Here is a 24852-nt window from a genome sequence, read left to right as displayed (position 1 = left end):
GTTACCCGGCGTAGCATGGCAAAACGCTTGGGCTGTTAATGAAAAAGGAAAACGTCGTGGCAGAAGAAACTATATTCAGCAAAATTATCCGTCGTGAAATTCCGTCGGATATCGTATACCAGGATGAACTGGTCACTGCGTTTCGTGATATTTCCCCTCAGGCACCTACGCATATTCTGATCATTCCTAACATCCTGATCCCAACCGTCAACGATGTGACGGCTGAACATGAACAGGCATTGGGCCGCATGATCACCGTTGCAGCGAAAATTGCTGAGCAGGAAGGCATTGCTGCAGATGGGTACCGCTTAATCATGAACACCAACCGCCACGGGGGTCAGGAGGTGTATCACATTCATATGCATCTGCTGGGTGGCCGTGCGCTTGGCCCAATGCTCGCGCATAAAGGTCTGTAGGCATGATCAGAGGATGCATTGCACTTTCACTGGGCTTGCTGCTACTGGCGGGTTGTCGAACACACCCAGAAATTCCGGTAAGTGATGAACAGTCGCTGGTGATGGAGTCAACGATTCTGGCGGCAGGTATAACAGCAGAACAGCCCACGTTAACCACGTCTGATATTCAGGCCTCGGCATCCTCGCGACTCTATAACGAAAGACAAGAATCCGTCACCGTTCATTATCGGTTTTACTGGTATGACGCCAGAGGACTGGAAATGCATCCTCTGGAAGCGCCGCGCAGCGTGACTATTCCGGCGCATTCGTCGGTGACGCTGTACGGCAGCGCCAATTTTCTGGGGGCGCACAAGGTTAGACTTTATCTTTATTTGTAAGGGGTGAATCTTGATGATCAAAATGAATCGCTACGCACTGGTTGCCGCGCTGGCGATGTTTCTCTCTGGCTGTGTGGTGCAACGAGAGCCCGCACCGGTAGAGGAAGTCAAGCCAGTGCCGGAACAGCCTGTGCAGCCGCAACAGCCGGTGCCGGTAGTGCCAACGGTGCCAACCATACCGCAGCAGCCGGGTCCGATTGAGCACGAGGACCAAACGGCGCAGCCGACGCCACGTCAACGTCATTATGACTGGAACGGGGCTATGCAGCCGATGGTCGGAAAAATGCTGCAGGCTGACGGCGTAAAAGCGGGCGGCGTTCTGCTGGTTGATAGCGTGAATAACCGCACCAACGGCTCGCTGAACGCGGGTGAAGCCACCGAAACCTTACGTAATGCTCTGGCGAATAACGGTAAGTTTACTCTGGTTTCCGCTCAGCAACTGGCAGTCGCCAAGCAGCAGTTAGGTCTGTCGCCGAACGATAGCCTGGGAACGCGCAGTAAAGCGATTGGTATCGCCCGTAACGTTGGCGCGCAGTATGTGCTTTATTCCAGCGCATCCGGCAACGTCAATTCGCCTGCGCTGCAAATGCAATTAATGCTGGTACAAACTGGCGAGATAATCTGGTCAGGTAAAGGTGCCGTTCAGCAACAATAACAGACTCACGCGCGGCGAAGTGTTGTCGCGCTATTTCCCGCAGTATCATCCCGTCGCAGCCAGCCAAACTGGCCTGAGCGGCGGGAGCTGCATCATTGAGCATCATTCTCACCGGCTGGTACTGCGTTGTCATCACGACCCTGATGCGCCGGAATCGCATTTCTTACGCCAATATCATGCGTTAAAACACCTGCCAGAAAACCTTGCGCCACGTCCTTATTTTTATACGCGTGGGTGGATGGCCGTCGAGTTTTTTCACGGTAAGGCAGAATCCAGATTACCGGACGCCGACGAACTCGCAGGCTTACTGTATCATCTGCACCAGCAACCCCGATTGGGCTGGCGAATCAGCCTGCTGCCGCTACTTGAACAGTACTGGCAGTGTGGCGATCCGGCGCGTCGTACACCATGCTGGCTGCGCGCGCTGAAGCGGCTGAGGAAACGAGGTGAGCCTCGACCTTTGCGTCTGGGGCCGCTGCATATGGATGTTCACGGTGACAACATCGTACGCACAGCCTCAGGGCTGCGGCTGATTGACTGGGAATACGCCGGAGACGGTGATATTGCCCTGGAGCTGGCGGCGGTATGGGTCAGCGATGAATCCCAGCACCAACAGCTGGTTAGCACCTACGCTCAACGAGCGCACATTGAGCCAGACGTTTTGTGGCGACAAGTCAGACAATGGCAACCCTGGATAATGATGTTGAAGGCGGGGTGGTTTGAGTATCGCTGGCGGCAAACCGGTGATAGACAATTTATCAGGCTGGCCGATGAAACCTGGCGGCAGCTAACAATGAAAGGATAAGGAGAGCAGTGTGGGCCCAGTAATGTTGGATGTCGAAGGGTATGAGCTGGACGCAGAAGAGCGTGAGATTCTGGCGCATCCGCTGGTAGGTGGGTTGATCCTCTTTACCCGAAATTATCATGACCCGGAACAGCTGCGTGAATTAGTGCGACAAATCCGGACTGCGTCACGTAACCATCTGGTGGTGGCGGTAGATCAGGAAGGCGGACGCGTACAGCGCTTTCGAGAAGGCTTTACTCGCCTGCCTGCGGCTCAATCGTTTGCCGCGCTGCACGGTCTGGAAGAGGGCGGCAAACTGGCTCAGGACGCCGGATGGTTGATGGCCAGCGAAATGATCGCGATGGACATTGATATCAGCTTTGCACCGGTACTGGATGTGGGCCATATCAGCGCCGCAATCGGCGAGCGTTCTTACCACGCCGATCCGCTAAAAGCATTGGCGATGGCGACCCGCTTCATTGACGGTATGCATGCCGCAGGCATGAAAACGACCGGTAAACATTTCCCTGGTCATGGGGCCGTGACGGCGGATTCACACAAAGAAACCCCAACCGATCCTCGCTCAGAAGCCGAGATTCGTGCGAAAGATATGTCCGTGTTCCAGACGTTGATTACTGAGAACAAACTGGATGCCATTATGCCTGCGCATGTCATCTACAGTGATGTAGATCCGCGTCCGGCGAGTGGCTCACCTCACTGGCTGAAAACGGTGCTGCGCCAGGAGCTTGGCTTCGATGGTGTCATTTTCTCCGACGATTTGTCGATGGAAGGGGCGGCGATTATGGGAAGCTATGCCCAGCGTGGACAGGCATCGCTGGATGCAGGTTGCGATATGATCCTGGTCTGCAATAATCGTAAGGGAGCGGTCAGTGTGTTAGATAATCTGTCGCCGATCAATGCAGAACGTGTTACACGTTTGTATCATAAAGGTTCATTTTCACGTCAGGAACTGATGGATTCGGCACGCTGGAAGACGGTAAGCGCTCAGCTAAACCAGCTTCATGAGCGCTGGCAGGAAGAGAAAGCAGGTCATTAACGCAAGTTTGGCGAGGATGCGATGATTATCTATTTACACGGTTTTGACTCTAACAGCCCGGGCAACCATGAGAAGGTGTTGCAGCTGCAATTCATCGACCCGGATGTCAGGCTGATTAGCTACAGTACGCGGCATCCTAAACATGATATGCAGCATCTGCTGAAAGAAGTGGACAAAATGCTGCAGCTGAATGTGGATGACCGTCCGCTGATTTGTGGTGTGGGGCTCGGGGGATATTGGGCTGAACGGATTGGTTTTCTGTGTGATATTCGTCAGGTCGTGTTTAATCCTAACCTGTTCCCGTATGAGAACATGGAAGGCAAAATTGACCGGCCTGAGGAGTATGCAGACATCGCAACAAAATGCGTGACTAATTTCCGCGAAAAGAATCGCGATCGCTGTCTGGTTATCCTGTCGCGTCATGATGAAGCGCTCAATAGCCAGCGTTCGTCGGAAGAGCTGCATCACTTTTACGAGATAGTCTGGGACGAAGAGCAGACGCATAAGTTTAAGAATATCTCTCCGCATTTGCAGCGCATCAAAGCGTTCAAGACGTTAGGTTAATCCTTATTGAATGCGTAAAAAACCAGCCATCGGGCTGGTTTTTTTGTTCTTAAAGTTCCGGTTGTCTATCTTTTCAGCATCAAAACTTGATACACATCAATTTTGGTATGACCAATGCACCGTTCGTGTTATTCTCACTCTCGAAGAACATTTTCATTACTGTAACTTGTTGTTAATTAAGAGCTATATTAATAACTTTTAATTAACAATTGGTTAATAAATTTGAGGGGGTCACGTTGACTACACCATTGAAAAGGATCGTGATTGTCGGCGGCGGTGCTGGCGGACTGGAAATGGCGACGCAGTTGGGTAAAAAACTCGGGCGTAAGAAAAAGGCCAAAATCACACTGGTAGACAGAAACCACAGTCATTTGTGGAAACCGTTACTGCATGAAGTGGCTACGGGTTCACTGGATGAAGGCGTGGATGCGCTGAGCTATCTGGCACATGCCCGTAACCATGGCTTCCAGTTTCAGTTAGGTTCGGTGATAGATATCGATCGTGAAGCGAAGACCATTACTCTCGCTGAGCTGCGCGATGAGAAGGGGGATCTGCTGGTTCCTGAGCGTAAAGTGCCGTATGACACGCTGGTGATGGCGTTGGGCAGTACCTCCAACGATTTCAACACTCCTGGCGTGAAAGAAAACTGCATTTTCCTCGATAACCCGCATCAGGCGCGTCGTTTCCACCAGGAGATGCTGAATCTGTTCCTGAAGTATTCCGCGAATCTGGGCGCTAACGGAAAAGTGAATATCGCCATTGTGGGCGGTGGTGCGACGGGGGTTGAGCTCTCCGCTGAGCTGCACAATGCGGTAAAACAGCTGCACAGCTATGGTTACAAAGGACTGACCAACGACGCGCTGAACGTTACGCTGGTGGAAGCTGGCGAGCGCATTCTGCCTGCGTTGCCGCCGCGTATTTCCGGTGCTGCGCATAATGAGTTAACCAAACTGGGCGTACGCGTACTGACCCAGACGATGGTTACCAGCGCTGACGAAGGCGGACTGCACACCAAAGATGGCGAATACATTAAAGCCGACCTGATGGTGTGGGCGGCGGGTATCAAAGCGCCAGACTTTATGAAAGACATTGGCGGTCTCGAAACGAACCGTATTAACCAACTGGTGGTTGAGCCAACTTTGCAGAGCACGCGCGATCCTGACGTGTACGCGATTGGCGACTGCGCTTCCTGCGCGCGCCCGGAAGGGGGTTTTGTGCCTCCGCGCGCTCAGGCAGCACACCAGATGGCGACCTGTGCGATGAACAATATTCTGGCACAGATGAACGGCAAGCCACTGAAAGCGTATCAGTACAAAGATCACGGCTCTCTGGTCTCGCTCTCTAACTTTTCTACCGTGGGTAGCCTGATGGGCAACCTGACCCGTGGTTCGATGATGGTGGAAGGGCGTATTGCGCGCTTTGTATACATCTCACTGTACCGCATGCACCAGATTGCTTTACACGGCTACTTCAAAACCGGCCTGATGATGCTGGTCGGCAGTATCAACCGGGTGATTCGCCCGCGTCTGAAACTGCATTAATATCGACTTGTGGCGCCGGATGATTTTACGCATCCGGCGCCTTCCTTCAGAGTTCTCCGAATCATCCTGCGTTCGTGCCTCATCCTGCTATTTTCATCCGTAATCTGATTGGCATTCCTTACCTTCTGTTGCAAAGTTGTTGCTAATAGCAAAAAAGGAGGAAGTCCCGTGAATAAATCAATGTTGGCGGGTATAGGGATTGGCGTAGCTGCTGCGCTGGGTGTTGCAGCAGTGGCCAGTCTGAACGTTTTCGAGCGTGGCCCACAGTATGCGCAAGTTGTCTCTGCAACACCGATTAAAGAGTCGGTAAAAACACCGCGTCAGGAGTGCCGGAACGTAACTGTCACGCACCGTAAGCCGGTACAAGATGAAAACCGTATTGCGGGTTCCGTATTGGGTGCGGTTGCGGGTGGCGTTATTGGCCATCAGTTTGGCGGCGGACGTGGTAAAGATATTGCTACCGTGGCCGGGGCTTTAGGCGGCGGCTATGCAGGTAATCAGATTCAGGGTTCGATGCAGGAAAACGATACTTACACCACCACGCAGCAGCGTTGTAAAACGGTGTATGACAAATCTGAAAAGATGCTGGGCTACGACGTGACGTACAAAATTGGCGATCAGCAGGGGAAAATCCGTATGGATAAGGACCCCGGCGCGCAAATTCCGTTGGATAACAACGGACAGTTGATACTGAATAACAAAGCGTAAAATAGCATTATCCTGAACATTAGCCCCCCATTCGCTCAGGCTGGGGGGCTTTTTTTATCAGAAGGTTAAGGCATAGTTCAGACCAAAGGTGCGGCCCCGGCCCTTGTACTCATACAGTGACGGACTGCCGTAGGTTGGGCTGTACAGCAGTGGCGCACGTTGTCCCCACAGCGTGGTGTACTCTTCATTCAGCAGGTTTTCCACGCTAAAGGTCAGCTTACCCAACGGGAGCTGATAGCTGCCGATAAAGTCCATGGTGTTATAGCCATCCAGCTTATTGCCGCTGGCGTCGGTCAGATCAAATGTTTGCTGGCTCTGTACGCGTAAGGTCCACGGTTCTGGTGCCCAGCCGACCCACGCGGTTGCTTTCGACGGTGAGGCCAGAGTCACATCCCATTTTTGCCATTTACCGTTCTGTTTCACTTCCGATTTAATGACATTGAAGTTGCCGCCCAGGCTCCAGTCCGTATCCGCAATGAAATAATCCACCGCGCCTTCAAGGCCATAAATGCGGCGATCGTCGGGTTGAACGTTAATGGTCATATCGCTGCGGTTGATAACGATCGATTTATCCGAAGTCGAGTAGTAAGCGGCCAGTTGCGTGCGCAGACTATCGCCGGTGTAGCGCCATCCCAGTTCGTACGAGTTAACTTTAATCCCTTCCAGACGTGAATCCGCCACGTTGACGCTGCGCTGGAGCTGGTAATGATCGCCAACCAGCGAATAGGTGCCGTTACCGTAATATTTCCCTGGATCCGGAAGCTCCACGCCCTGAGAGAAATTAAACCACGTTTGCTGACGGTCAGTCAGATGGGCGAGGATACCGGCGTTGAACAGGAAATTATCGTAATCGGTTTTGCCGCCCGGAATGGTATCGGCAGAGTTCGCAAGCCCGGTCGCGATTCCCTGCTGTTGAGCATAGCCAACGAAATCATCAACCCTGTTTTCGGTCCATTGATAGCGCACGCCGCCGCTGAGGGTAAAGATGTCGTTAATGTCATAGCTGTTTTGCAGGAAAGGCGCAAAGTTGGTGATGCTGTAACCGGGGTAACGCCCGGTGGTATAAGCGGTGCGGTTATCCATGCCGCCGGAGGGCAGGGACCAGGCCAGATCGAAGAATTTCTGATTGGAATCGAAGGTCTCGTGATCGGCATCGATACCCCACGTCAGCTCCCAGTTATCCATCAACTGGCTGTTGAGGGTAATTTTGGCGCCAAACTGGTCTGTGTCCTGCTGAGATGCGGAGAAACTGGTGACCTTACCTTTGCTGAGCGTCGGGAAAGGATAGAATTTCAGCGATTCGTCGCGGTAATAGATTTGGCTGACCAGGTTCTGGCCGAAAAAATCCGCATCTGAATATTGCAGGCTGATCAGATGACGTTCGGTTCCGGGAATACGATCGGAATTCAGTCCGCTGCTGGTATAAGCTTTACCGTTTCCGGTTACGGCGGACATGTTCTCGCCGAGATCCAGCCCGTAATCATCATCCCCCTGGCTCTTGTAATACTGTGTAACCAGTTGCAACTGACGGTTGTCGTCAAGTTCAATCGTCCCGGTGCCCATCACGTCCAGACGATCGGAGTGCTGTAGCCCGGTTTGGGTGTTATCCAGCAGCAGGGCATCGTGATTACCGTCATACCAGCCGCCAAATCGTTGATACGCGACGGACATACGCCCGGAAGCGCGATCTGTTCCTCCACTCACCGCCGCGGCAACGCGTTCATCATGATCGTTACTGTTGTTGAAGCCGCTTTTGCTCCCCAGTTCGAGTTCTACTTCACGCTCCGGCTGGCCTTTTTTGGTGACGATGTTGATTAATCCGCCGGTACTGCCACCGCCATAAAGTGAGGTTGCGCCTGAAATGACTTCAATGTGCGCAATGTTAAACGGGTCAATGGAGTCAAGCTGACGGCTGTCGGTTCGCGAGGAGTTCAGACGGACACCGTCAATGAGCACGACAATGGCGCGACCACGCATGTTCATGCCGTAGTTTGTACGCCCCTGGCTACTGACATCGATTCCTGGGATTAACTGAGCAAGAACATCCTTGAACTCTTTCCCCCCCTGAACCTGTTGTTCAATCTCGCTTCCTTCAATAACCCAGGTCGTTTGCGCCATTTCTGCCACGGTGCGTTGGCTACGGTTGGCGCTGACGATGAGGTTCTCTTCCTCAGCCGCAATGGCCGGGAGGGTTAAAGACAACAGGAGAGGATTGAGCACCCAGAGACGCTTATTCATTTGTATTCCTTTTAAAAAGAGTCGATCTGTTTTTGTTATGGCGGTAGAGAAACCGATGGTTACATTGTGAAACAGGCATTAAAACAAATGCGAATATTGCTGATAACAATTGTCGTTATCAATACCCTTTACAAAAAATGATCGGATAACACGATGAAAACAATGAGAAATGTAGGGACAATGGAACGGGAATCTAACCGGGGGCTTTATTAGCTCCCGGGGGTGTTAGTACAGCGGGGGAATTGCGGGAAAGGGTTAAGCTTTGACGAGTTCGGGCCACAGCCGCAGGGTGGTACGTGCGATCTGCATCAGTTTTTCAAACGTTGCACCTTCACGGGCGCTGATCGACATACCTTGTAAAATACAGTTCAGGTATTCAGCCAGTTTTTGCACGTCACAGTAGGCGGGGATTTCACCACGTTGCTGACGCTGATGAAGAAACTGAGTAAGCGTCTGTTCCTGCATTGCATGGCGGGATTTCACCGTGTGCGCAATATCACGGGAAGAGGCTGCCAGCGTCGCAGAAGTGTTAATCATGAAACATCCCGCCGGGGTGTCCTTGCTGGTAAAGCAGGTCGCTATGGCGGTGAAATAGTCTTCCAGTGCGGACTCAAGGCTTTTTTCTTCACAAAACAGCTGGGCTTCGTGTTTCGCCGCAAAGCGGGTGATGTAGCGGTCCAGTACGGCACGGAACAACCCTTCTTTATTGGTGAACTCCGCATACAGCGTGGGCGCTTTTGCGCCGGTAGCTTCTACGAGATCGGCGAGCGAGGTCGCTTCATATCCGTGCTGCCAGAAGAGTGTCATGGCCTTATCAAGCGCGGCTTCCCTGTCGAACACTTTTGGTCGGCCACGGCTTTTTTTTGCACAACCTGTCGTTTCAGTTGTCATGGCGCCGATGTACCTTTGTTGGGTTTATTGAATAACCATTATAAAAATATTCGACTGCACACTCCAGCGGATTCACGATAAAAATAAATTATAGCTATTGGTATGAAAAATAAGACCTTTATATTTTATATAACGATCATTATAAAAAACATTGACGTGTGACCTGGATCACATCTATGATTTACCTATCGATCGTTAAGTTAATCTTTTCGACACCCATTCATCTGCTAAAGGTCACTATCATGAAAAACGTAAAAACACTGTTTGTTGCTGCTGTTCTTAGCTCACTGTCATTTGCAAGCTTTGCCGCTGTTGAAGTTCAGTCCACACCTGCGGGTCAAGAGAAAGTTGGTACTATTTCTGCGAATGCGGGGACTAACTTAGGTTCACTGGAAGATCAACTGGCGCAGAAAGCCGATGAGATGGGTGCGAAGTCTTTCCGTATTACTTCCGTTACCGGTCCTAACACCCTTCATGGGACTGCTGTTATCTACAAATAAGATTTAACCCATCGCAATGCCACTGCGAGTTAAATAAAAAACCCCCGCGGAATAAAATCCAGCGGGGGTTTTTTAATACGCTACGTTTACAGCGGTTGTTGAGCAACGTCGTGATGACGGGTCACATCGACCGGCATGCCTGAGCGAATCTCCATCGCATGATCCATGACGGCGCTATCTGTTTGCGCCGCATTTTTAAATGTCTGCATGGACGAATTCAGCACGATTGGCAGCAGTTGCGGGTCGTCATTGATTTTTTCGGACAGCGGCTGATGCACTTCTACTAGCCGCACGCCGTTAGGCTCAACGGATGCTTTGATCGGCGTATTGATAATATTGACCTTAGTTCCGGGCGTTACCTGACGGAACAGGGTTTCGATATCACCGTCGCGCAGACGAATACAGCCGGAACTGACGCGCATGCCGATGCCAAAGTCAGCATTGGTGCCGTGCAGCAGATAAACGCCGCCGTATGCCGCTAAGCGAATTGCATGATGGCCCATCGGGTTATCCGGACCGGCAGGTACAACGGCAGGCAGGTCAATTCCGTTTGCTTTGTATCGCGCGCGGATATTTGCCGTCGGCGTCCAGGTGGGGTTGGCGCGTTTATCAGAAATGGTGGTTACCATCGTAGGCGTCAGCGTGTCACCACCTAACTGGCCAATACCAATAGGATAAACGGTCACCGAATTGGTCCCCGGCTGGTAATAATAAAGACGCAGTTCGGCGAGGTTGATAACAATACCTTCGCGCGGGGCGTCAGGTAGCAGAGTTTGTAACGGTATAGTCAGCACGCTGCCCGGACGTGGTACGTAAGGGTCAACGCCGGGGTTGGCCTGCAGCAGCGCTAAAAAGCCGACATTATATTTTTTCGCAATCGCCTCCAGAGAACCGCCATTGTCTTCAACAACGTGAACGGTATTCTGGCCCACCAGACGGCTTCCCGGCGGTGGCAGCGGCCAGGTGTTTGCCTGAGCCGGAAGTGCTAACGCGAAGGTCGCTGCCAGCGTAAAAAACGCGAGCCAGCGAGAGAGTCGTTTATTGTTTAACATCACCATAAATCCATTGTTTTTACGTGGTTTTTATTATGTAAAAGTAAACGAGAATTATGGCGGTTTGCTGTGTCTGGAAGTGCAGGGAAGTGCAAAGAGTTTGTAAATTCATCAGGCCGGGTGAGTGGTGTGCTCACCCGGCCTGTTCACTATGCTACGGCGTTTTCTTCAAGCTGACGCATAAACTGGCGGACCCAGTCGATCCGCGTTTTACGCTCGCCCAGATCCTGCATAAATTTCAGTCGGGTTGGGCCGTCCAGACGGAAGTGTTGCGGTTGTTTTTGCAGTAAACCAATCAGCCAGACCGGGTTGACGTGGTTTTTCTCGGCAAATTCAATGGTACCGCCTTTGTCATGACCTTCGAGCTTTCTGATCCCCAGTTTCTGCGCCTGCTGGCGTAAACGAGCGATATCCAGCAACGTACGAGCCGGGTCGGGCAGCAGGCCAAAACGATCTATCAGCTCGACCTTAATCTCTTCCAGTTCGTTTTCGCCTTTCGCGCTGGCAATGCGCTTGTAGAACGATAGTCGGGTGTTAACATCCGGTATATAGTCATCCGGCAGCAGAGACGGCATACGCAGTTCAACTTCGGTTTGCTGGCTGGTGAGATCTTCCAGTGACGGCTCACGCCCTTCTTTGAGCGCATCGACCGCGTTTTCCAGCAGCTCCATATACAGCGAGAAGCCGATGCTTTCCATGGAACCACTTTGATCTTCACCCAGCAGTTCCCCGGCGCCGCGAATTTCAAGGTCGTGGGTCGCCAGCGCAAATCCTGCACCCAAATCTTCCAGCGAGGCGATGGCTTCCAGACGCTTTTGCGCGTCGGTGGTCATTGCTTTTGGATGCGGCGTCAGCAGCCAGGCGTACGCCTGATGGTGTGAGCGTCCCACACGACCGCGTAGCTGGTGCAATTGCGCTAAACCAAAGTGATCGGCACGTTCGATGATAATGGTGTTGGCGGTCGGAATGTCGATCCCGGTTTCGATAATGGTGGTACACACCAGCACGTTAAAACGCTGATGGTGGAAATCGTTCATCACGCGTTCCAGCTCGCGCTCGCGCATTTGCCCGTGGCCGATACCAATACGCGCTTCCGGCACCAGTTCTGCTAATCTGTCAGCGGTTTTCTGGATATTTTCGACGTCGTTAAACAGATAATAAACTTGTCCCCCGCGCAGAACTTCACGCAGGATCGCCTCGCGTACTACCAGGCTGTCGTATTCGCGCACGAAGGTTTTGACCGCCAGACGACGAGCAGGCGGCGTGGCGATGATCGACAGATCGCGCATGCCGCTCATCGCCATATTGAGCGTACGCGGAATAGGCGTTGCCGTCAGGGTCAGAATATCGACATCCGCACGCATCGCCTTGATGCGTTCTTTGTGGCGAACGCCGAAACGGTGCTCTTCATCGACAATCAGCAGACCCAGATCTTTTAACTTCACATCTGCTTGCAGCAGTTTGTGCGTACCGATGAGAATATCAATTTTCCCCTCGGCAACCTGCTCCAGAATATGCGCTTGCTCTTTGGCGCTACGGAAACGGGACAACATCTCAATGCGTACCGGCCAGTTGGCAAAACGATCGCGGAAGTTGTCGAAGTGCTGCTGTGCGAGCAGGGTAGTCGGAACCAGCACGGCAACCTGTTTGTGGTTCTCTACGGCAAGGAAGGCGGCGCGCATCGCGACTTCGGTTTTACCAAAACCGACGTCGCCGCACACCAGGCGGTCCATGGCCAGCGGTTGACACATATCGCTGAGTACAGCGTTGATCGCCTGCGCCTGGTCAGGCGTGGTTTCAAACGGGAAGCTGTCGCAAAACAGCTGATACTGTTCACGGTCATGCTTAAAGGCAAAGCCTTCTTTCGCCGCGCGCTGGGCATAAATATCCAGCAGCTCTGCCGCGACATCGCGCACCTTCTCAGCGGCTTTCTGTCGGGCGCGTGACCAGGCATCGCCGCCCAGTTTATGCAGCGGCGCATTCTCTTCTGCACCGCCCGCATAGCGGCTGATCAGATGCAGTGACGATACCGGCACGTACAGTTTGGCGTCGTTGGCATAGGTGAGCATCAGATACTCACCGGTGATACCGCCCGCTTCCAGCGTGGTCATCCCGGCATAGCGACCCACGCCGTGTTCCAGATGCACTACCGGCTGACCGGGATGCAGCTCTGCAAGGTTACGAATTAAGGTATCCGGGTTGATGGTGCGACGCGAATCCTGGCGGCGACGCGCCACGCGTTCCCCAAGCAGATCGCTTTCACAAATCAGTGCCAGATTGCGTTTGCTATCGATGAAGCCGTGCTCAGCTGCGCCAATCATCAGATAACGACCGTTATCTACGGCTTCATCGAGTCGCAATATCCGCTTCGGTGCCACTTTGATACGAGCGAGCAACTCGCCAAGCGCTTCACGTCGGCCTTCACTTTCGACCGAGAAAATCACCGGTCCGGTAAAGCCCTCAAGGAATTTACGTAACGCATCTAACGGTGATTTTTGCTGTGCCTGCACGGCGATGTCCGGCAGCTTCTGGAACCCGAGGTTGGTATTCGCAGCTTTGTTCGCCAGACTCTCGGTTTTCAGTTGAACGCGCGGCCAGCGTTTAAGTTCAGAAAACAGCTCATCAACCCGCAGCCACAGCGATTCCGGTGGCAGAAGCGGGCGCATCGGATCAACACCGCGATTTTCAAAGCGTGACAGGGTATCGGCCTGGAAGCGTTCTGCGCTGGTCTCGATATCACCGGTATTGACCAATAACGTATTGGCGGGGAAGTAGCTGAACAGCGGCGGCAGCGGCTCGCTGAAAAACAGCGGTTGCCAGTATTCAATACCCGCAGGTAACGTGCCTTTGCTGACCTGCTGATAAATATGTTCGGCGTCGCGTTTAACCTCAAAGGTATCGCGCCACTGACTACGGAATAGCTCGATGGCCGTTTTGTCAGTCGGGAATTCGTGCGCGGGAAGCAAATTAATGGCATCGACTTCTTCCAGCGTGCGCTGGGTGTCGGTATCAAACAGACGCAGGCTGTCGATTTCGTCATCAAAGAAATCCAGACGATAAGGCAGCTCGCTGCCCATCGGGAACAGATCCAACAACGCGCCGCGCGTGGCGTATTCGCCGTGTTCCATGACCTGATCAACATGGCGATAGCCAGCGCTATCCAGCTGTTCGCGCAGGGCGTCGCGCGAAAGCCGCTGACCTTTTTTCATGACCAGCGCATGCCCGTGCAGATAGCTGTGCGGACAGACACGCTGCATCAGGGTATTTACCGGAACGATCAGTACGCCTCGCTGCATGGCAGGCAGTTGATACAGCGTAGAGAGACGCGAAGAGATAATCTCCTGATGGGGAGAAAAGCTGTCATAGGGCAGCGTTTCCCAGTCGGCCAGGTTCATCACCATCTGGTCGGTAAACTGACGAATTTCATCATGCAGGCGCAAAGCATTTTGCATGTCCGGCGCGATCAGCACCACTGGACCGGCGTGATGTTCGGCGATTTCGGCGACCAGCGTTGCGCAGGCGGCACCGGTAAGCTCACCCAACTGGCGCTGATCGCCAGCTTTCGCTGGGAGCGTGTAACGATGTTGTTCAGGCATTCGGTTGTCAGGTTCTCGTTTAGATATACATCTGATAAGCAATGTTCTTTATTATCCGTGATCGTTTCTCATAAGCAAATTGATTCGCCCCCTGATGGGGGCAAAAAGCGCGTTGGGGTTAGCGCGAAACGACCGATAAAGAAGGCGGGGAAAATAGCAGGTCGGCCACTGTTTTTTGTGAAATTTTACGCACCAACAGGCCAAACGAGGTGCACAGCAGCAGGCAGGCGAATGGATACACCAGTAGCAGGGCCAGCTCTGCATATGCAGGCCAGGCGGCATGATTAATGTTGGGGATTAGCGTTAAGCTGAATAGCTCAACCAGAATTCGGTGGGTGGTGTAGATGGCGATGGTATTGGCACCAATCACGCTTAACGGGCCGGACTCACGCATACCAAAGCGCAGCTCAAATTGATAAAACAGCTTCATGATCAGCACAATGGAAAGAAGAGAAAGTAATAGTGAGACATTTGCCAGCCACGCGACGATGGCGGCGATTGCGCTAACCAGAACAATGAGCGCATGGCGGCGCAGGGGCACCTCCTTAATCCATACCATCAGCGTTGCGCCAAACCATGCACCGAGGCTGTACCAGGGCAGATTGCGAATCACGCTGTTCATTCCCCACCACGGCGTCGGGACAAAGTTGATCGCCACGCTCAGCGCCACAAATAACGCCAACAGCGGCACCGCCCAACGGCTGAAAATTTTACACAGAACAAAATAGACAATCAGCGCGTACAGATACCACAAGCTGGTACTGGCGGTCAGCATCCCGTGGGTAAAACCTGCGATCGAACCAGCATAAGCGGCGTTGGCAGCATGGCTCAGATCGCGCTGTGGGGCCAGCCAGTTATTGAGCGTCACTAACGCCAGCCATTGCACTACACCCCAGAGAATCAGCACCCAGGCAATACTCCAGATCCGTTTTTCCACGCAGGTGGTCCACGGGACGCTATCAATGTAGCGACGGATCAGATATCCCGAAATAAAGAAAAAGACCGGCATGCGAAACGGCGCCAGGTACAAATTGAGGTAAATCCAGCATTTGCTCAGCAGCTCTGAAAGCGGATGCTGAAAAGTAGTGAGGTGCGGGTAAAATGTGATTACCGAGTGGTAAATCACCACCAGGCAGATACATAACCCTTTGATTTGATTAATCCATGGTTCTTTTTTATTCATCGAGACGGCGTATCCATATTGTTGGTTATAGCCTGCCATCCTGCGCAACCCGCTGTGCGCTGTAATGCGTAACTGTCTGCATTTTGATTTTTTAAGATAAAGATCAGGGACCAGGATGGAAGGGAAGAGGGACAGCTTTAGCGAATTGATTTATTTATACTTTTAGGAATAGTGCTGACGAACACTTACGGTTCAGTCATTTACCCATTCCGCTTTCGCTTATATACTCGTGACTTTGCTAACAGCAACCAGACGGATTTCATGTACCAACCTGTCGCTCTATTCATCGGCCTGCGTTATATGCGTGGGCGTGCAGCAGATCGCTTCGGTCGCTTCGTTTCCTGGCTCTCCACCATTGGCATTACCCTCGGGGTAATGGCGCTGGTCACGGTGTTGTCGGTGATGAACGGTTTTGAGCGCGAGCTGCAAAACAATATTCTTGGCCTGATGCCTCAGGCCGTTCTCTCGTCTGAACAGGGTTCCCTCAACCCGCAACAACTGCCGGAAAAAGCGGTGGTGTTGAACGGCGTCAACCGAGTTGCACCCATAACTACGGGAGATGTGGTGCTGCAAAGCGCGCGTAGCGTGGCGGTCGGCGTGATGCTCGGTATCGATCCGGCGCAAAAAGATCCGTTAACGCCGTATCTGGTCAATGTGAAGCAAACAGATCTGCAGCCGGGTAAGTATAATGTCATCCTCGGCGAGCAGCTTGCCGGGCAGTTGGGCGTGAACCGTGGCGATCAAATTCGCGTGATGGTGCCTTCGGCCAGCCAGTTTACGCCGATGGGACGTTTGCCGAGCCAGCGTCTGTTTACGGTGATTGGCACCTTCGCCGCCAACAGCGAAGTAGACGGCTACCAGATGCTAACCAACATTCAGGATGCTTCCCGCCTGATGCGCTATCCGGTGGGCAATATTACCGGCTGGCGTCTGTGGCTGAACGAACCGTTAAAAGTTGATACGCTGAGCCAGCAAACGCTGCCGCAGGGCACCAAATGGCAGGACTGGCGCGAGCGCAAAGGGGAACTGTTCCAGGCCGTGCGCATGGAGAAGAACATGATGGGGCTACTGCTTAGCCTGATCGTGGCTGTGGCGGCTTTTAATATTATTACCTCGCTGGGTCTGATGGTAATGGAGAAGCAAGGGGAAGTGGCGATTCTACAAACGCAGGGGCTAACGCCGCGTCAGATAATGATGGTGTTTATGGTTCAGGGGGCCAGTGCCGGGATTATCGGCGCGCTGCTTGGCGCGGTGCTGGGTGCATTGCTCGCCAGTCAACTGAACAATTTAATGCCAATTATTGGTGTGCTGCTGGATGGCGCGGCGCTGCCGGTCGCTATCGAGCCGCTGCAGGTTATCGTCATTGCGCTGGTGGCGATGGCCATCGCGCTGCTGTCTACGCTTTATCCTTCCTGGCGCGCTGCCGCCACTCAACCCGCTGAGGCTTTACGTTATGAATAAGATCCTGTTGCAATGCGACAACCTGTGCAAACGCTATCAGGAAGGCACTGTGCAGACCGATGTCCTGCACGATGTCAGTTTTAGCGTCGGCGAAGGTGAGATGATGGCGATTGTCGGCAGCTCTGGCTCCGGCAAGAGTACGCTGCTGCATCTGCTGGGCGGATTGGATACCCCGACTTCCGGCGACGTCATTTTTAGCGGTCAGCCAATGAGCAAGCTCTCGTCGGCGGCGAAAGCGGAACTGCGCAATCAGAAGCTGGGCTTTATTTACCAGTTCCACCATTTACTACCGGACTTTACCGCGCTGGAAAACGTAGCGATGCCGCTGCTGATAGGCAAGAAAAAACCGGCTGAAATAACCGAGCGCGCACGGGATATGCTGAAAGCCGTAGGACTGGATCATCGTGCCAGTCATCGCCCGTCTGAACTGTCTGGCGGCGAACGCCAGCGTGTGGCCATCGCTCGTGCGCTGGTGAATAACCCGCGTCTGGTCCTGGCGGATGAGCCAACGGGTAACCTTGATGCGCGTAACGCGGACAGCATTTTCGAGCTTCTGGGCGAGCTGAACCGCTCTCAGGGCACGGCATTTCTGGTGGTGACGCACGATCTGCAACTGGCGAAGCGGATGAGCCGCCAGCTTGAAATGCGCGATGGTCGCCTGACGGCTGAACTGAGCCTGATGGGAGCTGAGTAATGGCTTCGCCTTTATCGTTATTGATTGGTCTGCGCTTTAGCCGTGGTCGGCGGCGCGGCGGTATGGTTTCGCTGATATCTGTGATTTCCACCGTTGGCATCGCGTTGGGTGTGGCGGTGTTGATCGTTGGTTTAAGTGCCATGAACGGATTTGAGCGTGAGCTGAACAACCGTATTCTGGCCGTAGTCCCACACGGAGAGATTGAAGCCGTAAATCAGCCGTGGAATAACTGGCAGGAAGCGCTCGACAAAGTACAAAAAGTGCCGGGTATTGTCGCCGCGGCGCCTTATATCAACTTTACCGGACTGGTAGAGAGCGGGGCGAACTTACGCGCGGTGCAGGTGAAGGGCGTTGACCCGAAACAGGAACAGCGTTTAAGCGCACTGCCATCCTTCGTGCAAAACCATGCCTGGGATAATTTTAAAGCCGGTGAACAACAAATCATCATTGGTAAGGGTATTGCCGATGCGCTGAAGGTGAAGCAGGGCGACTGGGTGTCGATTATGATCCCTAACGCCAGCGCGGATCATAAATTACAGCAGCCTAAACGCGTGCGTTTGCACGTAACGGGAATTCTGCAGCTGAGCGGTCAGCTCGATCACAGCTTTGCCATGATCCCAATGGAAGATGCGCAGCAATATCTGGATATGGGAACCAGCGTTTCCGGGATTGCGCTGAAGGTTAACGACGTGTTTAACGCCAATAAGCTGGTGCGCGACGCGGGTGAAGTCACCAATAACTATGTTTATATTAAGAGCTGGATCGGTACTTACGGCTATATGTATCGCGATATCCAGATGATTCGCGCCATTATGTATCTGGCGATGGTGCTGGTGATTGGTGTGGCCTGCTTTAATATCGTTTCCACGTTAGTGATGGCGGTAAAAGACAAAAGCGGCGATATTGCGGTATTAAGAACCCTTGGGGCAAAAGATGGGTTGATCCGTGCCATTTTTGTCTGGTACGGCCTGCTGGCGGGTCTGTTCGGTAGCCTGATAGGCGTCGTCATTGGGGTGGTTGTCTCGTTGCAACTGACGCCGATCATCAACGGAATCGAGGCGCTTATCGGTCATCAGTTCCTGTCCGGCGATATCTATTTCATTGACTTCCTGCCATCGGAATTACACTGGCTGGATGTGATTTACGTGCTGGTGACAGCACTCGTGCTGAGTCTTTTGGCAAGTTGGTATCCGGCGCGTCGCGCCAGCAATATTGATCCTGCGAGAGTACTTAGCGGCCAATAACAACAATAATACACGACAGCATTCATGCTGCATCAAGGCGTAGCCAACGCAGAGGCATCTTGAAGGATGACGTGTATCAAGGAGCGGTGATGTATTACGGATTTGACATCGGCGGGACCAAAATTGCGCTGGGCGTGTTTGATAAGCAACGTCGTCTGCAATGGGAAACTCGCGTCCCTACACCTCGCGACAGCTACGACGCTTTCCTTGATGCGGTCTGCAATCTGGTGACGGAAGCTGACCAGCGTTTTGGTATCAAAGGTTCGGTCGGTATCGGGATTCCTGGCATGCCGGAAACGGAAGACGGCACGTTGTACGCGGCCAACGTTCCTGCCGCCAGTGGCAAACCGCTCCGCGCCGATCTTAGCGCTCGCCTTGACCGCGATGTGCGTCTGGATAACGATGCGAACTGTTTTGCTCTCTCCGAAGCCTGGGATGACGAGTTTACCCAATATCCGCTGGTGATGGGGTTGATCCTCGGTACGGGCGTTGGCGGCGGCCTGGTGCTTAACGGGAAATCCATCACCGGACGCAGCTATATCACCGGCGAGTTTGGTCATATTCGTTTGCCGGTTGATGCGCTGACGCTGATGGGCTTTGATTTCCCGCTGCGCCGCTGCGGATGCGGCCAACTGGGATGCATCGAAAGCTATCTTTCCGGCGGTGGATTTGCGTGGTTGTATCAGCATTACTACCATCAACCGCTGGATGCCCGTGAAATTATCGCGTTGTGGGAGCAGGGCGATGAACATGCGCGTGCACACGTTGAACGCTATCTGGATTTGCTGGCGGTGTGTCTTGGGAATATCCTGACTATCGTCGATCCTGATTTGGTGGTGATTGGCGGAGGCTTGTCGAATTTTACCGCTATTACGACGCAACTGACGGACCGACTGCCACGTCATCTGTTGCCAGTTGCCCGGGTACCGCGTATTGAGCAGGCACGGCACGGTGATGCCGGCGGGATGCGCGGGGCTGCTTTCCTACATCTTACCGATTAATACAAAGAGGTTGTTATGCTGTCGCGTCGGGGTCATCGGTTAAGCCGCTTTCGTAAAAATAAACGCCATTTGCGCGATCGCCTGCGTCAACGAATCTTTTTCAGAGACAGAGTGGTGCCTGAATTGATGGAAAAACCAAGAGTGCTGGTACTGACGGGAGCGGGAATCTCCGCTGAGTCAGGAATTCGAACCTTCCGCGCGGCGGATGGTCTCTGGGAAGAACATCGGGTTGAGGACGTTGCGACTCCGGAAGGATTTAGTCGAAACCCGGAACTGGTTCAGTCGTTTTATAACGCCCGTCGCCATCAATTGCAACAGCCAGAAATCCAGCCCAACGCGGCGCATATCGCACTGGCAAAACTCGAAGCCGAACTGGGCGACCGTTTTTTACTGGTGACGCAGAACATTGATAACCTGCATGAGCGTGCGGGCAGCCAGAACGTTATCCATATGCACGGCGAACTGCTCAAGGTTCGCTGCTCGCAAAGCGGGCAGATTCTGGAATGGAAGGACGATGTGACCCCGGAAGATAAATGTCACTGCTGTCAATTTCCGGCACCGCTGCGACCACACGTGGTGTGGTTTGGTGAAATGCCGCTGGGCATGGATGAAATTTACATGGCGCTGGCAATGGCGGATGTATTCATTGCGATTGGCACATCGGGACATGTTTATCCGGCTGCGGGTTTTGTGCATGAGGCGCGGCTGCATGGGGCACATACGGTAGAACTAAATCTCGAACCGAGCCAGGTTGGTAGCGAGTTTGAAGAGAAGTATTACGGTCCGGCAAGCCAGGTGGTGCCAGAGTTTGTTGAGAAGTTATTGAAAGGTCTGTGAGAACGGATGGCGTAGGCCCGATAAGCGTAGCGCCATCGGGCAGTGATGATGCGCCGGATGCGACGCTGGCGCGTCTTATCCGGCCTATGAGGAGGGCAATTAACGTCCTGCTTTTAGCTTCTGATAATACTCTTCATAGATAGCGCTGGCGGAACCGACATCGTTCTGCCATTCCCCTTTGTTGATGGTTTCTGCGTCAGGGTACAGGGTTTTATCATTTGCGACTTCAGGGCTTAACAGCTTACGTGCTGCCAGGTTTGGCGTCGGATAACCAATAGTTTCCGCAACTTCTTTCGCCACGTCCGGGCGCAGCAGGAAGTTAATCAGCTTCAGCGCACCTTCTTTGTTTTTCGCGTTAGCCGGAATAGACAGGCTATCCATCCAGAAAATGCCACCTTCTTTAGGCCATACCACTTCCAGTGGTGTACCTGCCTGACGCGCAACATACGCGGAGCCGTTCCATACCATCCCCAGATTGACTTCACCTTCCATATACGGGTTGGCCGGGTTGTCAGAGTTAAACGCCGCGACGTTAGGCATCAGTTTCTTCAGCTCGTTATAGGCGGCTTCAATCTCTTTCGGGTCGGTGGTATTGCCGGAGTATCCCAGCTTGCGCAGCGCCATCTGGAACACTTCACGCGCATCATCCGTTAACAGCAGACTGCCTTTGTACTCCGGTTTCCATAGATCGGCCCAACTGGTGACGGTTTTCGGATCGATAGCATCGCTGTTTACGCCAATGGCCGTCGCACCCCAGATATACGGGATGGAGTAGTCATTGTTCGGGTCAAACGGCTTGTTGAGCATTTCCGGATCGAGGTTGTGGAAGTTGGTCAACGTCGACTTGTCGATCTTCTGGATCATGCCTTCTTTACGCATTTTATCGACGTAATAGGTGGACGGAACCACCAGATCATATGCGCCGTCTTTATAGGTTTTGAGCTTGGCGTACATGGTTTCGTTCGACTCGTAGGTCGAATAGATAACCTTAATGCCGGTCTCTTTGGTGAACTGTTCCAGCAGTCCAGGCGGGACATACTCGGTCCAGTTATAGAAATAGAGCGTGTTGTTGTCATTCGCGTGAGCGGCGCTCATGCCCAGTGCCAGAGCACCCGCCGCGAGCAGGTGGCGTGACCATTTTTTCATCATTTAACGTCCCCTGAATTAAGGGCCTCAGCGGCCCTTGGTTTTATCACGTGCAATAAGCTGGCTGGCGATCACCATAACCAGCGACAGAACCAACAAAATGGTCGCCAGCGCGTTCACCTCTGGTGATACGCCGACTTTGACCATTGAGTAGATTTTTAATGGCAAAATTTCATAACCCGGTCCGGTAACGAAGGACGAAACGACGACATCATCCATCGACAGCGTAAAGCTCAGCAACCAACCCGCAGCCACCGCAGGCATAGCCAGTGGCAGTATAATCTTGCGCAGAATAGTTACTTCGCTGGCACCCAAATCTTTAGCAGCCTCAAGCATGCGTACATCAAAACCTTTCAGGCGTGAGTAAACTGTCACCACCACAAAAGGCAGACAAAAAGTGATATGTGAGAACAACAGCGACCAGAAACCCAGTTGAATGCCGATCAGCATAAACAGCACCAGCAGAGATATTGCCATCACAATATCTGGCGACATCATCACCACGAACAGCATGCCACTGACGAACGGTTTACCGCGAAAACGGTAGCGGTACAGCGCAACCGCAGTGAGTGAGCCGATCAAGGTGGCAAACGTGGCGGATAGCACCGCCATCGTCAGCGAGTGCTGCGCCGCCTGCAACAGGCTGTCGTTATTCATCAGCAGGCCGTACCATTTGGTAGTAAAACCCTGCCAGTTGATGCCGAAGCGCGAGCTGTTAAAGGAGTTCACAATCAGAATGATGATTGGAATATACAGATACGCGTAGATAGCGGTCATAAAACCGCCGCGGAGCAGTCGACCGATCATTCGAGTTCCACCTTCTTGTTCAGCAAGCGCGAGGCACGCCAGTAGATCAGCAGCATCAGACCCATCACGATGGTCAGCGTAATGCTGGTGGCTGCACCAAACGGCCAGTCACGGATGTTCAGGAACTGAACTTTAATCACGTTGCCAATCAGCAGGTTTTTCGCGCCGCCCATTAAGTCGGAAACGTAAAACAGCCCCATTGCGGGCAGCATGACCAGCAGGCATCCGGCGATAATCCCCGGCATCGTTAACGGAATAATGATGCGGGTGAAGGTCTGAAGTTTACTGGCACCTAAATCGCGTGCGGCTTCCAGCAGCGGTTTATCGAGCTTTTCAATGCTGGAATAGAGCGGCATCACCATAAACGGTAGCAGGATGTATACCAGCCCGATAATCACCGCGCTGGGGGTAAACATGATGCGAATGGGTGTATCGATAACCCCGAGCCATAACAGAAACTCGTTGAGATAGCCTTTGGTACTGAGGAAAATTTTGAGTCCGTAGATGCGAATAAGTGAGTTGGTCCAGAACGGAACAATCAGCAGGAAAAGCAGCAGCGGGCGCACTTTTTCCGGCAGTTTCACCAAAAACCAGGCAAACGGGTAGCCGAGTACCAGACAGGCGAGCGTGGCAATCAGCGCCATATTGAGGGAGTGAACCAGCACCTCAAAATAGAGCGGATCGAGCAGGCGCGTATAGTTCTCCAGCGTAAAGACCATTTTGACGAAGTTGGCGTCGTCGCGGGTCAAAAAGCTGGTACCGATGATCATCAGGTTGGGCAGAAAGACAAATAACACAAGCCAACCGACAATGGTGACGATCACCACACTCTGGAATTTACTTGTGTTCTTCATCAGCCAGTACGACCTCCCAGCTTTCTACCCAGTTAATCGCCATTTTCTGGTCGAGAGAGTGGTCAAAGTCAGGATCGTCTTCATTGAAGAATTCGCTGACCATCACCATCTTGCCATTTTCCAGTTCCACAACCGACTCCAGCGTCATGCCTTTGTAGTTGCGTTCGCGCACGTAGCCGATCAGGCCTTCGATATGATTATCATCGTTGATTTCATCTACGCGCAAATCTTCAGGGCGTAACAGGACGTGCAGCTTTTGTCCGGGAACCACCGCGAAGTTGACATAAATATTGCACTCGCGGCCTTCAACGTTAGCACGAACTCGCTGTTCATCCAGACGTTCAATCACCGTGGCGTTAAACATATTGATTTCGCCGATAAACCCGGCGACGAACAGATTCTTGGGCTCTTCGTAGATTTCGCGCGGAGTACCGTCCTGCTCAATCTTACCATCGCGCATCACCACGATGCGGTCAGACATTGTCAGCGCTTCTTCCTGATCGTGTGTGACAAAGACAAAAGTGATACCAAGCTTACGCTGCAGCGCTTTCAGTTCATTCTGCATCTGCTTACGCAGTTTGTAGTCCAGCGCAGAGAGGGATTCATCTAACAAGAGTAAGCGGGGTTTGTTGACCACAGCTCGGGCAATCGCTACGCGCTGCTGCTGGCCGCCGGAAAGTTGATGCGGTTTTCGCTGGGCGAACTCTTCCAGTTGCACCATGCGCAGGGCTTCGGTAACGCGGGGAGAAATGTCGGCTGCGGGCGTTTTTTGCATGCGTAAACCAAAGGCCACATTCTCAAATACGGTCATGTGGGGGAATAACGCATAGCTTTGGAAGACGGTATTCACATAGCGGTTTTCCGCTGGAACGTGAGTAATGTCCTCGTTGTCCAACATAATATGACCGGAATCAACCGTTTCCAGACCGGCAATCAGGCGAAGAACGGTTGTTTTACCGCAGCCAGAGGGGCCAAGCAGCGTAAGAAACTCGCCATTATTGATGGTCAAATCCAGGCTGGAAATCACCTCTTTGCCATCGAAACTTTTGCGAATTCCCGCTAATTGCACCAGTGGAGAAAGCGAACGCGGTTGTTTATTCAATTTTTTACTCTGTCCCATGTAAACGCAACGGATGGCTGACCGATGCGGGGTTTGTGGTTAACCACCTTGATGACTCTTAATGAGGGCCGTTATTCTACGGCAAACCATTGTAATCGCCAATCCTTGTTGCGAATTACTGACTTA

At 52.7% G+C, this 24852-nt stretch carries 23 protein-coding genes; 14 read left to right on the top strand and 9 right to left on the bottom strand.

All coding sequences use genetic code 11. The features are described from left to right. Positions 1-56 precede the first annotated feature (56 nt). The 8 genes from hinT to OGV85_RS09550 all read left to right on the top strand — a co-directional run bounded on the left by hinT (position 57) and on the right by OGV85_RS09550 (position 6102). A complete protein-coding gene (gene hinT / locus OGV85_RS09585) occupies positions 57-416 on the top strand; it encodes a purine nucleoside phosphoramidase (protein WP_003030826.1) in 360 nt (119 codons plus the stop codon). Between the two features lie 2 nt (positions 417-418). Next, positions 419-793, top strand: a complete 375-nt coding sequence (locus OGV85_RS09580; protein WP_003841845.1) for a YcfL family putative periplasmic lipoprotein — start codon at positions 419-421, stop codon at positions 791-793. 13 nt (positions 794-806) lie between these two features. Continuing rightward, positions 807-1448: a penicillin-binding protein activator LpoB gene (gene lpoB, locus OGV85_RS09575; RefSeq protein WP_003030820.1), complete on the top strand. Its 642-nt coding sequence runs from the start codon at positions 807-809 to the stop codon at positions 1446-1448. Further along, a complete protein-coding gene (gene thiK / locus OGV85_RS09570) occupies positions 1429-2253 on the top strand; it encodes a thiamine kinase (RefSeq protein WP_003030819.1) in 825 nt (274 codons plus the stop codon). The genes lpoB and thiK overlap by 20 nt, the downstream gene beginning before the upstream one ends. A 10-nt stretch (positions 2254-2263) precedes the next feature. Continuing rightward, on the top strand, positions 2264-3289 hold the full coding sequence (nagZ, locus tag OGV85_RS09565; RefSeq protein ID WP_003841848.1) for a beta-N-acetylhexosaminidase: 1026 nt from the start codon (positions 2264-2266) through the stop codon (positions 3287-3289). A gap of 21 nt (positions 3290-3310) precedes the next feature. Further along, a complete protein-coding gene (ycfP, locus tag OGV85_RS09560) occupies positions 3311-3853 on the top strand; it encodes an alpha/beta hydrolase YcfP (RefSeq protein ID WP_003030817.1) in 543 nt (180 codons plus the stop codon). A gap of 236 nt (positions 3854-4089) precedes the next feature. Beyond that, positions 4090-5394 (top strand): NADH-quinone dehydrogenase, encoded by a 1305-nt coding sequence (gene ndh / locus OGV85_RS09555; protein ID WP_003030815.1) that lies wholly within the window; start codon positions 4090-4092, stop codon positions 5392-5394. Positions 5395-5562: 168 nt separating this feature from the next. Further along, entirely contained in the window at positions 5563-6102 is a 540-nt protein-coding gene (locus OGV85_RS09550) for a glycine zipper 2TM domain-containing protein (protein WP_032936150.1), read from the top strand. A 57-nt stretch (positions 6103-6159) separates the two neighbouring features. Here the strand turns inward: OGV85_RS09550 and OGV85_RS09545 are convergent, their stop codons facing one another. Together OGV85_RS09545 and comR are read right to left on the bottom strand one after the other, a co-directional pair. Continuing rightward, on the bottom strand, positions 6160-8340 hold the full coding sequence (locus tag OGV85_RS09545; RefSeq protein ID WP_046670504.1) for a TonB-dependent siderophore receptor: 2181 nt from the start codon (positions 8338-8340) through the stop codon (positions 6160-6162). A gap of 255 nt (positions 8341-8595) precedes the next feature. Then, complete coding sequence (comR, locus tag OGV85_RS09540) at positions 8596-9231, bottom strand: TetR family copper-responsive transcriptional repressor ComR (protein ID WP_003030812.1); 636 nt, start codon at positions 9229-9231, stop codon at positions 8596-8598. Between the two features lie 242 nt (positions 9232-9473). Between comR and bhsA the strand changes: the two genes are divergently transcribed. Beyond that, on the top strand, positions 9474-9731 hold the full coding sequence (gene bhsA / locus OGV85_RS09535; protein ID WP_003030810.1) for a multiple stress resistance protein BhsA: 258 nt from the start codon (positions 9474-9476) through the stop codon (positions 9729-9731). Positions 9732-9817: 86 nt separating this feature from the next. Here bhsA and ldtC read toward each other — a convergent pair whose 3' ends face one another. From ldtC to OGV85_RS09520, 3 genes are all read right to left on the bottom strand, one after another. Then, positions 9818-10783, bottom strand: a complete 966-nt coding sequence (ldtC, locus tag OGV85_RS09530; protein ID WP_061547875.1) for a L,D-transpeptidase LdtC — start codon at positions 10781-10783, stop codon at positions 9818-9820. A 149-nt stretch (positions 10784-10932) separates the two neighbouring features. Continuing rightward, the gene (mfd, locus tag OGV85_RS09525; RefSeq protein WP_061547876.1) at positions 10933-14379 is read right to left on the bottom strand and encodes a transcription-repair coupling factor; all 3447 of its coding nucleotides are present in this window, start codon (positions 14377-14379) and stop codon (positions 10933-10935) included. Between the two features lie 118 nt (positions 14380-14497). Further along, positions 14498-15562, bottom strand: coding sequence for an acyltransferase family protein (locus tag OGV85_RS09520; protein WP_061547877.1), 1065 nt, complete (start codon positions 15560-15562; stop codon positions 14498-14500). 261 nt (positions 15563-15823) lie between these two features. On the opposite strand from OGV85_RS09520, the gene lolC reads away from it, so the two are divergent. The 5 genes from lolC (at position 15824) to cobB (ending at position 20799) form a co-directional block, all read left to right on the top strand. Continuing rightward, positions 15824-17023: a lipoprotein-releasing ABC transporter permease subunit LolC gene (gene lolC / locus OGV85_RS09515; protein ID WP_003030806.1), complete on the top strand. Its 1200-nt coding sequence runs from the start codon at positions 15824-15826 to the stop codon at positions 17021-17023. Further along, positions 17016-17717 (top strand): lipoprotein-releasing ABC transporter ATP-binding protein LolD, encoded by a 702-nt coding sequence (gene lolD / locus OGV85_RS09510; RefSeq protein ID WP_003030805.1) that lies wholly within the window; start codon positions 17016-17018, stop codon positions 17715-17717. The genes lolC and lolD overlap by 8 nt, the downstream gene beginning before the upstream one ends. Beyond that, positions 17717-18961, top strand: a complete 1245-nt coding sequence (gene lolE / locus OGV85_RS09505; RefSeq protein WP_003030804.1) for a lipoprotein-releasing ABC transporter permease subunit LolE — start codon at positions 17717-17719, stop codon at positions 18959-18961. Before lolD ends, lolE begins: the two co-directional genes overlap by 1 nt. 89 nt (positions 18962-19050) lie before the next feature. Continuing rightward, complete coding sequence (nagK, locus tag OGV85_RS09500) at positions 19051-19962, top strand: N-acetylglucosamine kinase (RefSeq protein ID WP_003030802.1); 912 nt, start codon at positions 19051-19053, stop codon at positions 19960-19962. 15 nt (positions 19963-19977) lie between these two features. Beyond that, positions 19978-20799, top strand: a complete 822-nt coding sequence (cobB, locus tag OGV85_RS09495; protein ID WP_003030799.1) for a Sir2 family NAD+-dependent deacetylase — start codon at positions 19978-19980, stop codon at positions 20797-20799. Positions 20800-20898: 99 nt separating this feature from the next. Here the strand turns inward: cobB and potD are convergent, their stop codons facing one another. Genes potD through potA form a run of 4 tightly spaced genes read right to left on the bottom strand, consistent with a single transcriptional unit; the run spans position 20899 to position 24726 of the window. Continuing rightward, positions 20899-21945, bottom strand: coding sequence for a spermidine/putrescine ABC transporter substrate-binding protein PotD (gene potD / locus OGV85_RS09490; RefSeq protein WP_003030797.1), 1047 nt, complete (start codon positions 21943-21945; stop codon positions 20899-20901). A gap of 27 nt (positions 21946-21972) precedes the next feature. After that, on the bottom strand, positions 21973-22752 hold the full coding sequence (gene potC / locus OGV85_RS09485; protein WP_003030794.1) for a spermidine/putrescine ABC transporter permease PotC: 780 nt from the start codon (positions 22750-22752) through the stop codon (positions 21973-21975). Beyond that, positions 22749-23606, bottom strand: a complete 858-nt coding sequence (gene potB, locus OGV85_RS09480; protein ID WP_003030793.1) for a spermidine/putrescine ABC transporter permease PotB — start codon at positions 23604-23606, stop codon at positions 22749-22751. The genes potC and potB overlap by 4 nt, the downstream gene beginning before the upstream one ends. Beyond that, the gene (gene potA / locus OGV85_RS09475) at positions 23590-24726 is read right to left on the bottom strand and encodes a spermidine/putrescine ABC transporter ATP-binding protein PotA (protein ID WP_003030791.1); all 1137 of its coding nucleotides are present in this window, start codon (positions 24724-24726) and stop codon (positions 23590-23592) included. The genes potB and potA overlap by 17 nt, the downstream gene beginning before the upstream one ends. Positions 24727-24852 lie beyond the last annotated feature (126 nt).

The organism is Citrobacter sp. Cf132 (genome assembly GCF_030333885.1).
Lineage (GTDB): Bacteria > Pseudomonadota > Gammaproteobacteria > Enterobacterales > Enterobacteriaceae > Citrobacter > Citrobacter freundii.
Note: the sequence above shows the minus strand (reverse complement) of the source record. Positions and strands in the feature narration are given on the sequence as shown.

Bases quoted from the DNA above. Each gene is read 5' to 3' on its own strand.
- OGV85_RS09580 (WP_003841845.1), top strand. From the start codon at position 419: ATGATCAGAGGATGCATTGCACTTTCACTGGGCTTGCTGCTACTGGCG.
- lpoB (WP_003030820.1), top strand. From the start codon at position 807: ATGATCAAAATGAATCGCTACGCACTGGTTGCCGCGCTGGCGATGTTT.
- ycfP (WP_003030817.1), top strand. From the start codon at position 3,311: ATGATTATCTATTTACACGGTTTTGACTCTAACAGCCCGGGCAACCAT.
- OGV85_RS09545 (WP_046670504.1), bottom strand. From the start codon at position 8,340: ATGAATAAGCGTCTCTGGGTGCTCAATCCTCTCCTGTTGTCTTTAACC.
- comR (WP_003030812.1), bottom strand. From the start codon at position 9,231: ATGACAACTGAAACGACAGGTTGTGCAAAAAAAAGCCGTGGCCGACCA.
- bhsA (WP_003030810.1), top strand. From the start codon at position 9,474: ATGAAAAACGTAAAAACACTGTTTGTTGCTGCTGTTCTTAGCTCACTG.
- ldtC (WP_061547875.1), bottom strand. From the start codon at position 10,783: ATGTTAAACAATAAACGACTCTCTCGCTGGCTCGCGTTTTTTACGCTG.
- mfd (WP_061547876.1), bottom strand. From the start codon at position 14,379: ATGCCTGAACAACATCGTTACACGCTCCCAGCGAAAGCTGGCGATCAG.
- OGV85_RS09520 (WP_061547877.1), bottom strand. From the start codon at position 15,562: ATGAATAAAAAAGAACCATGGATTAATCAAATCAAAGGGTTATGTATC.
- lolC (WP_003030806.1), top strand. From the start codon at position 15,824: ATGTACCAACCTGTCGCTCTATTCATCGGCCTGCGTTATATGCGTGGG.
- lolD (WP_003030805.1), top strand. From the start codon at position 17,016: ATGAATAAGATCCTGTTGCAATGCGACAACCTGTGCAAACGCTATCAG.
- lolE (WP_003030804.1), top strand. From the start codon at position 17,717: ATGGCTTCGCCTTTATCGTTATTGATTGGTCTGCGCTTTAGCCGTGGT.
- nagK (WP_003030802.1), top strand. From the start codon at position 19,051: ATGTATTACGGATTTGACATCGGCGGGACCAAAATTGCGCTGGGCGTG.
- cobB (WP_003030799.1), top strand. From the start codon at position 19,978: ATGCTGTCGCGTCGGGGTCATCGGTTAAGCCGCTTTCGTAAAAATAAA.
- potD (WP_003030797.1), bottom strand. From the start codon at position 21,945: ATGAAAAAATGGTCACGCCACCTGCTCGCGGCGGGTGCTCTGGCACTG.
- potC (WP_003030794.1), bottom strand. From the start codon at position 22,752: ATGATCGGTCGACTGCTCCGCGGCGGTTTTATGACCGCTATCTACGCG.
- potB (WP_003030793.1), bottom strand. From the start codon at position 23,606: ATGAAGAACACAAGTAAATTCCAGAGTGTGGTGATCGTCACCATTGTC.
- potA (WP_003030791.1), bottom strand. From the start codon at position 24,726: ATGGGACAGAGTAAAAAATTGAATAAACAACCGCGTTCGCTTTCTCCA.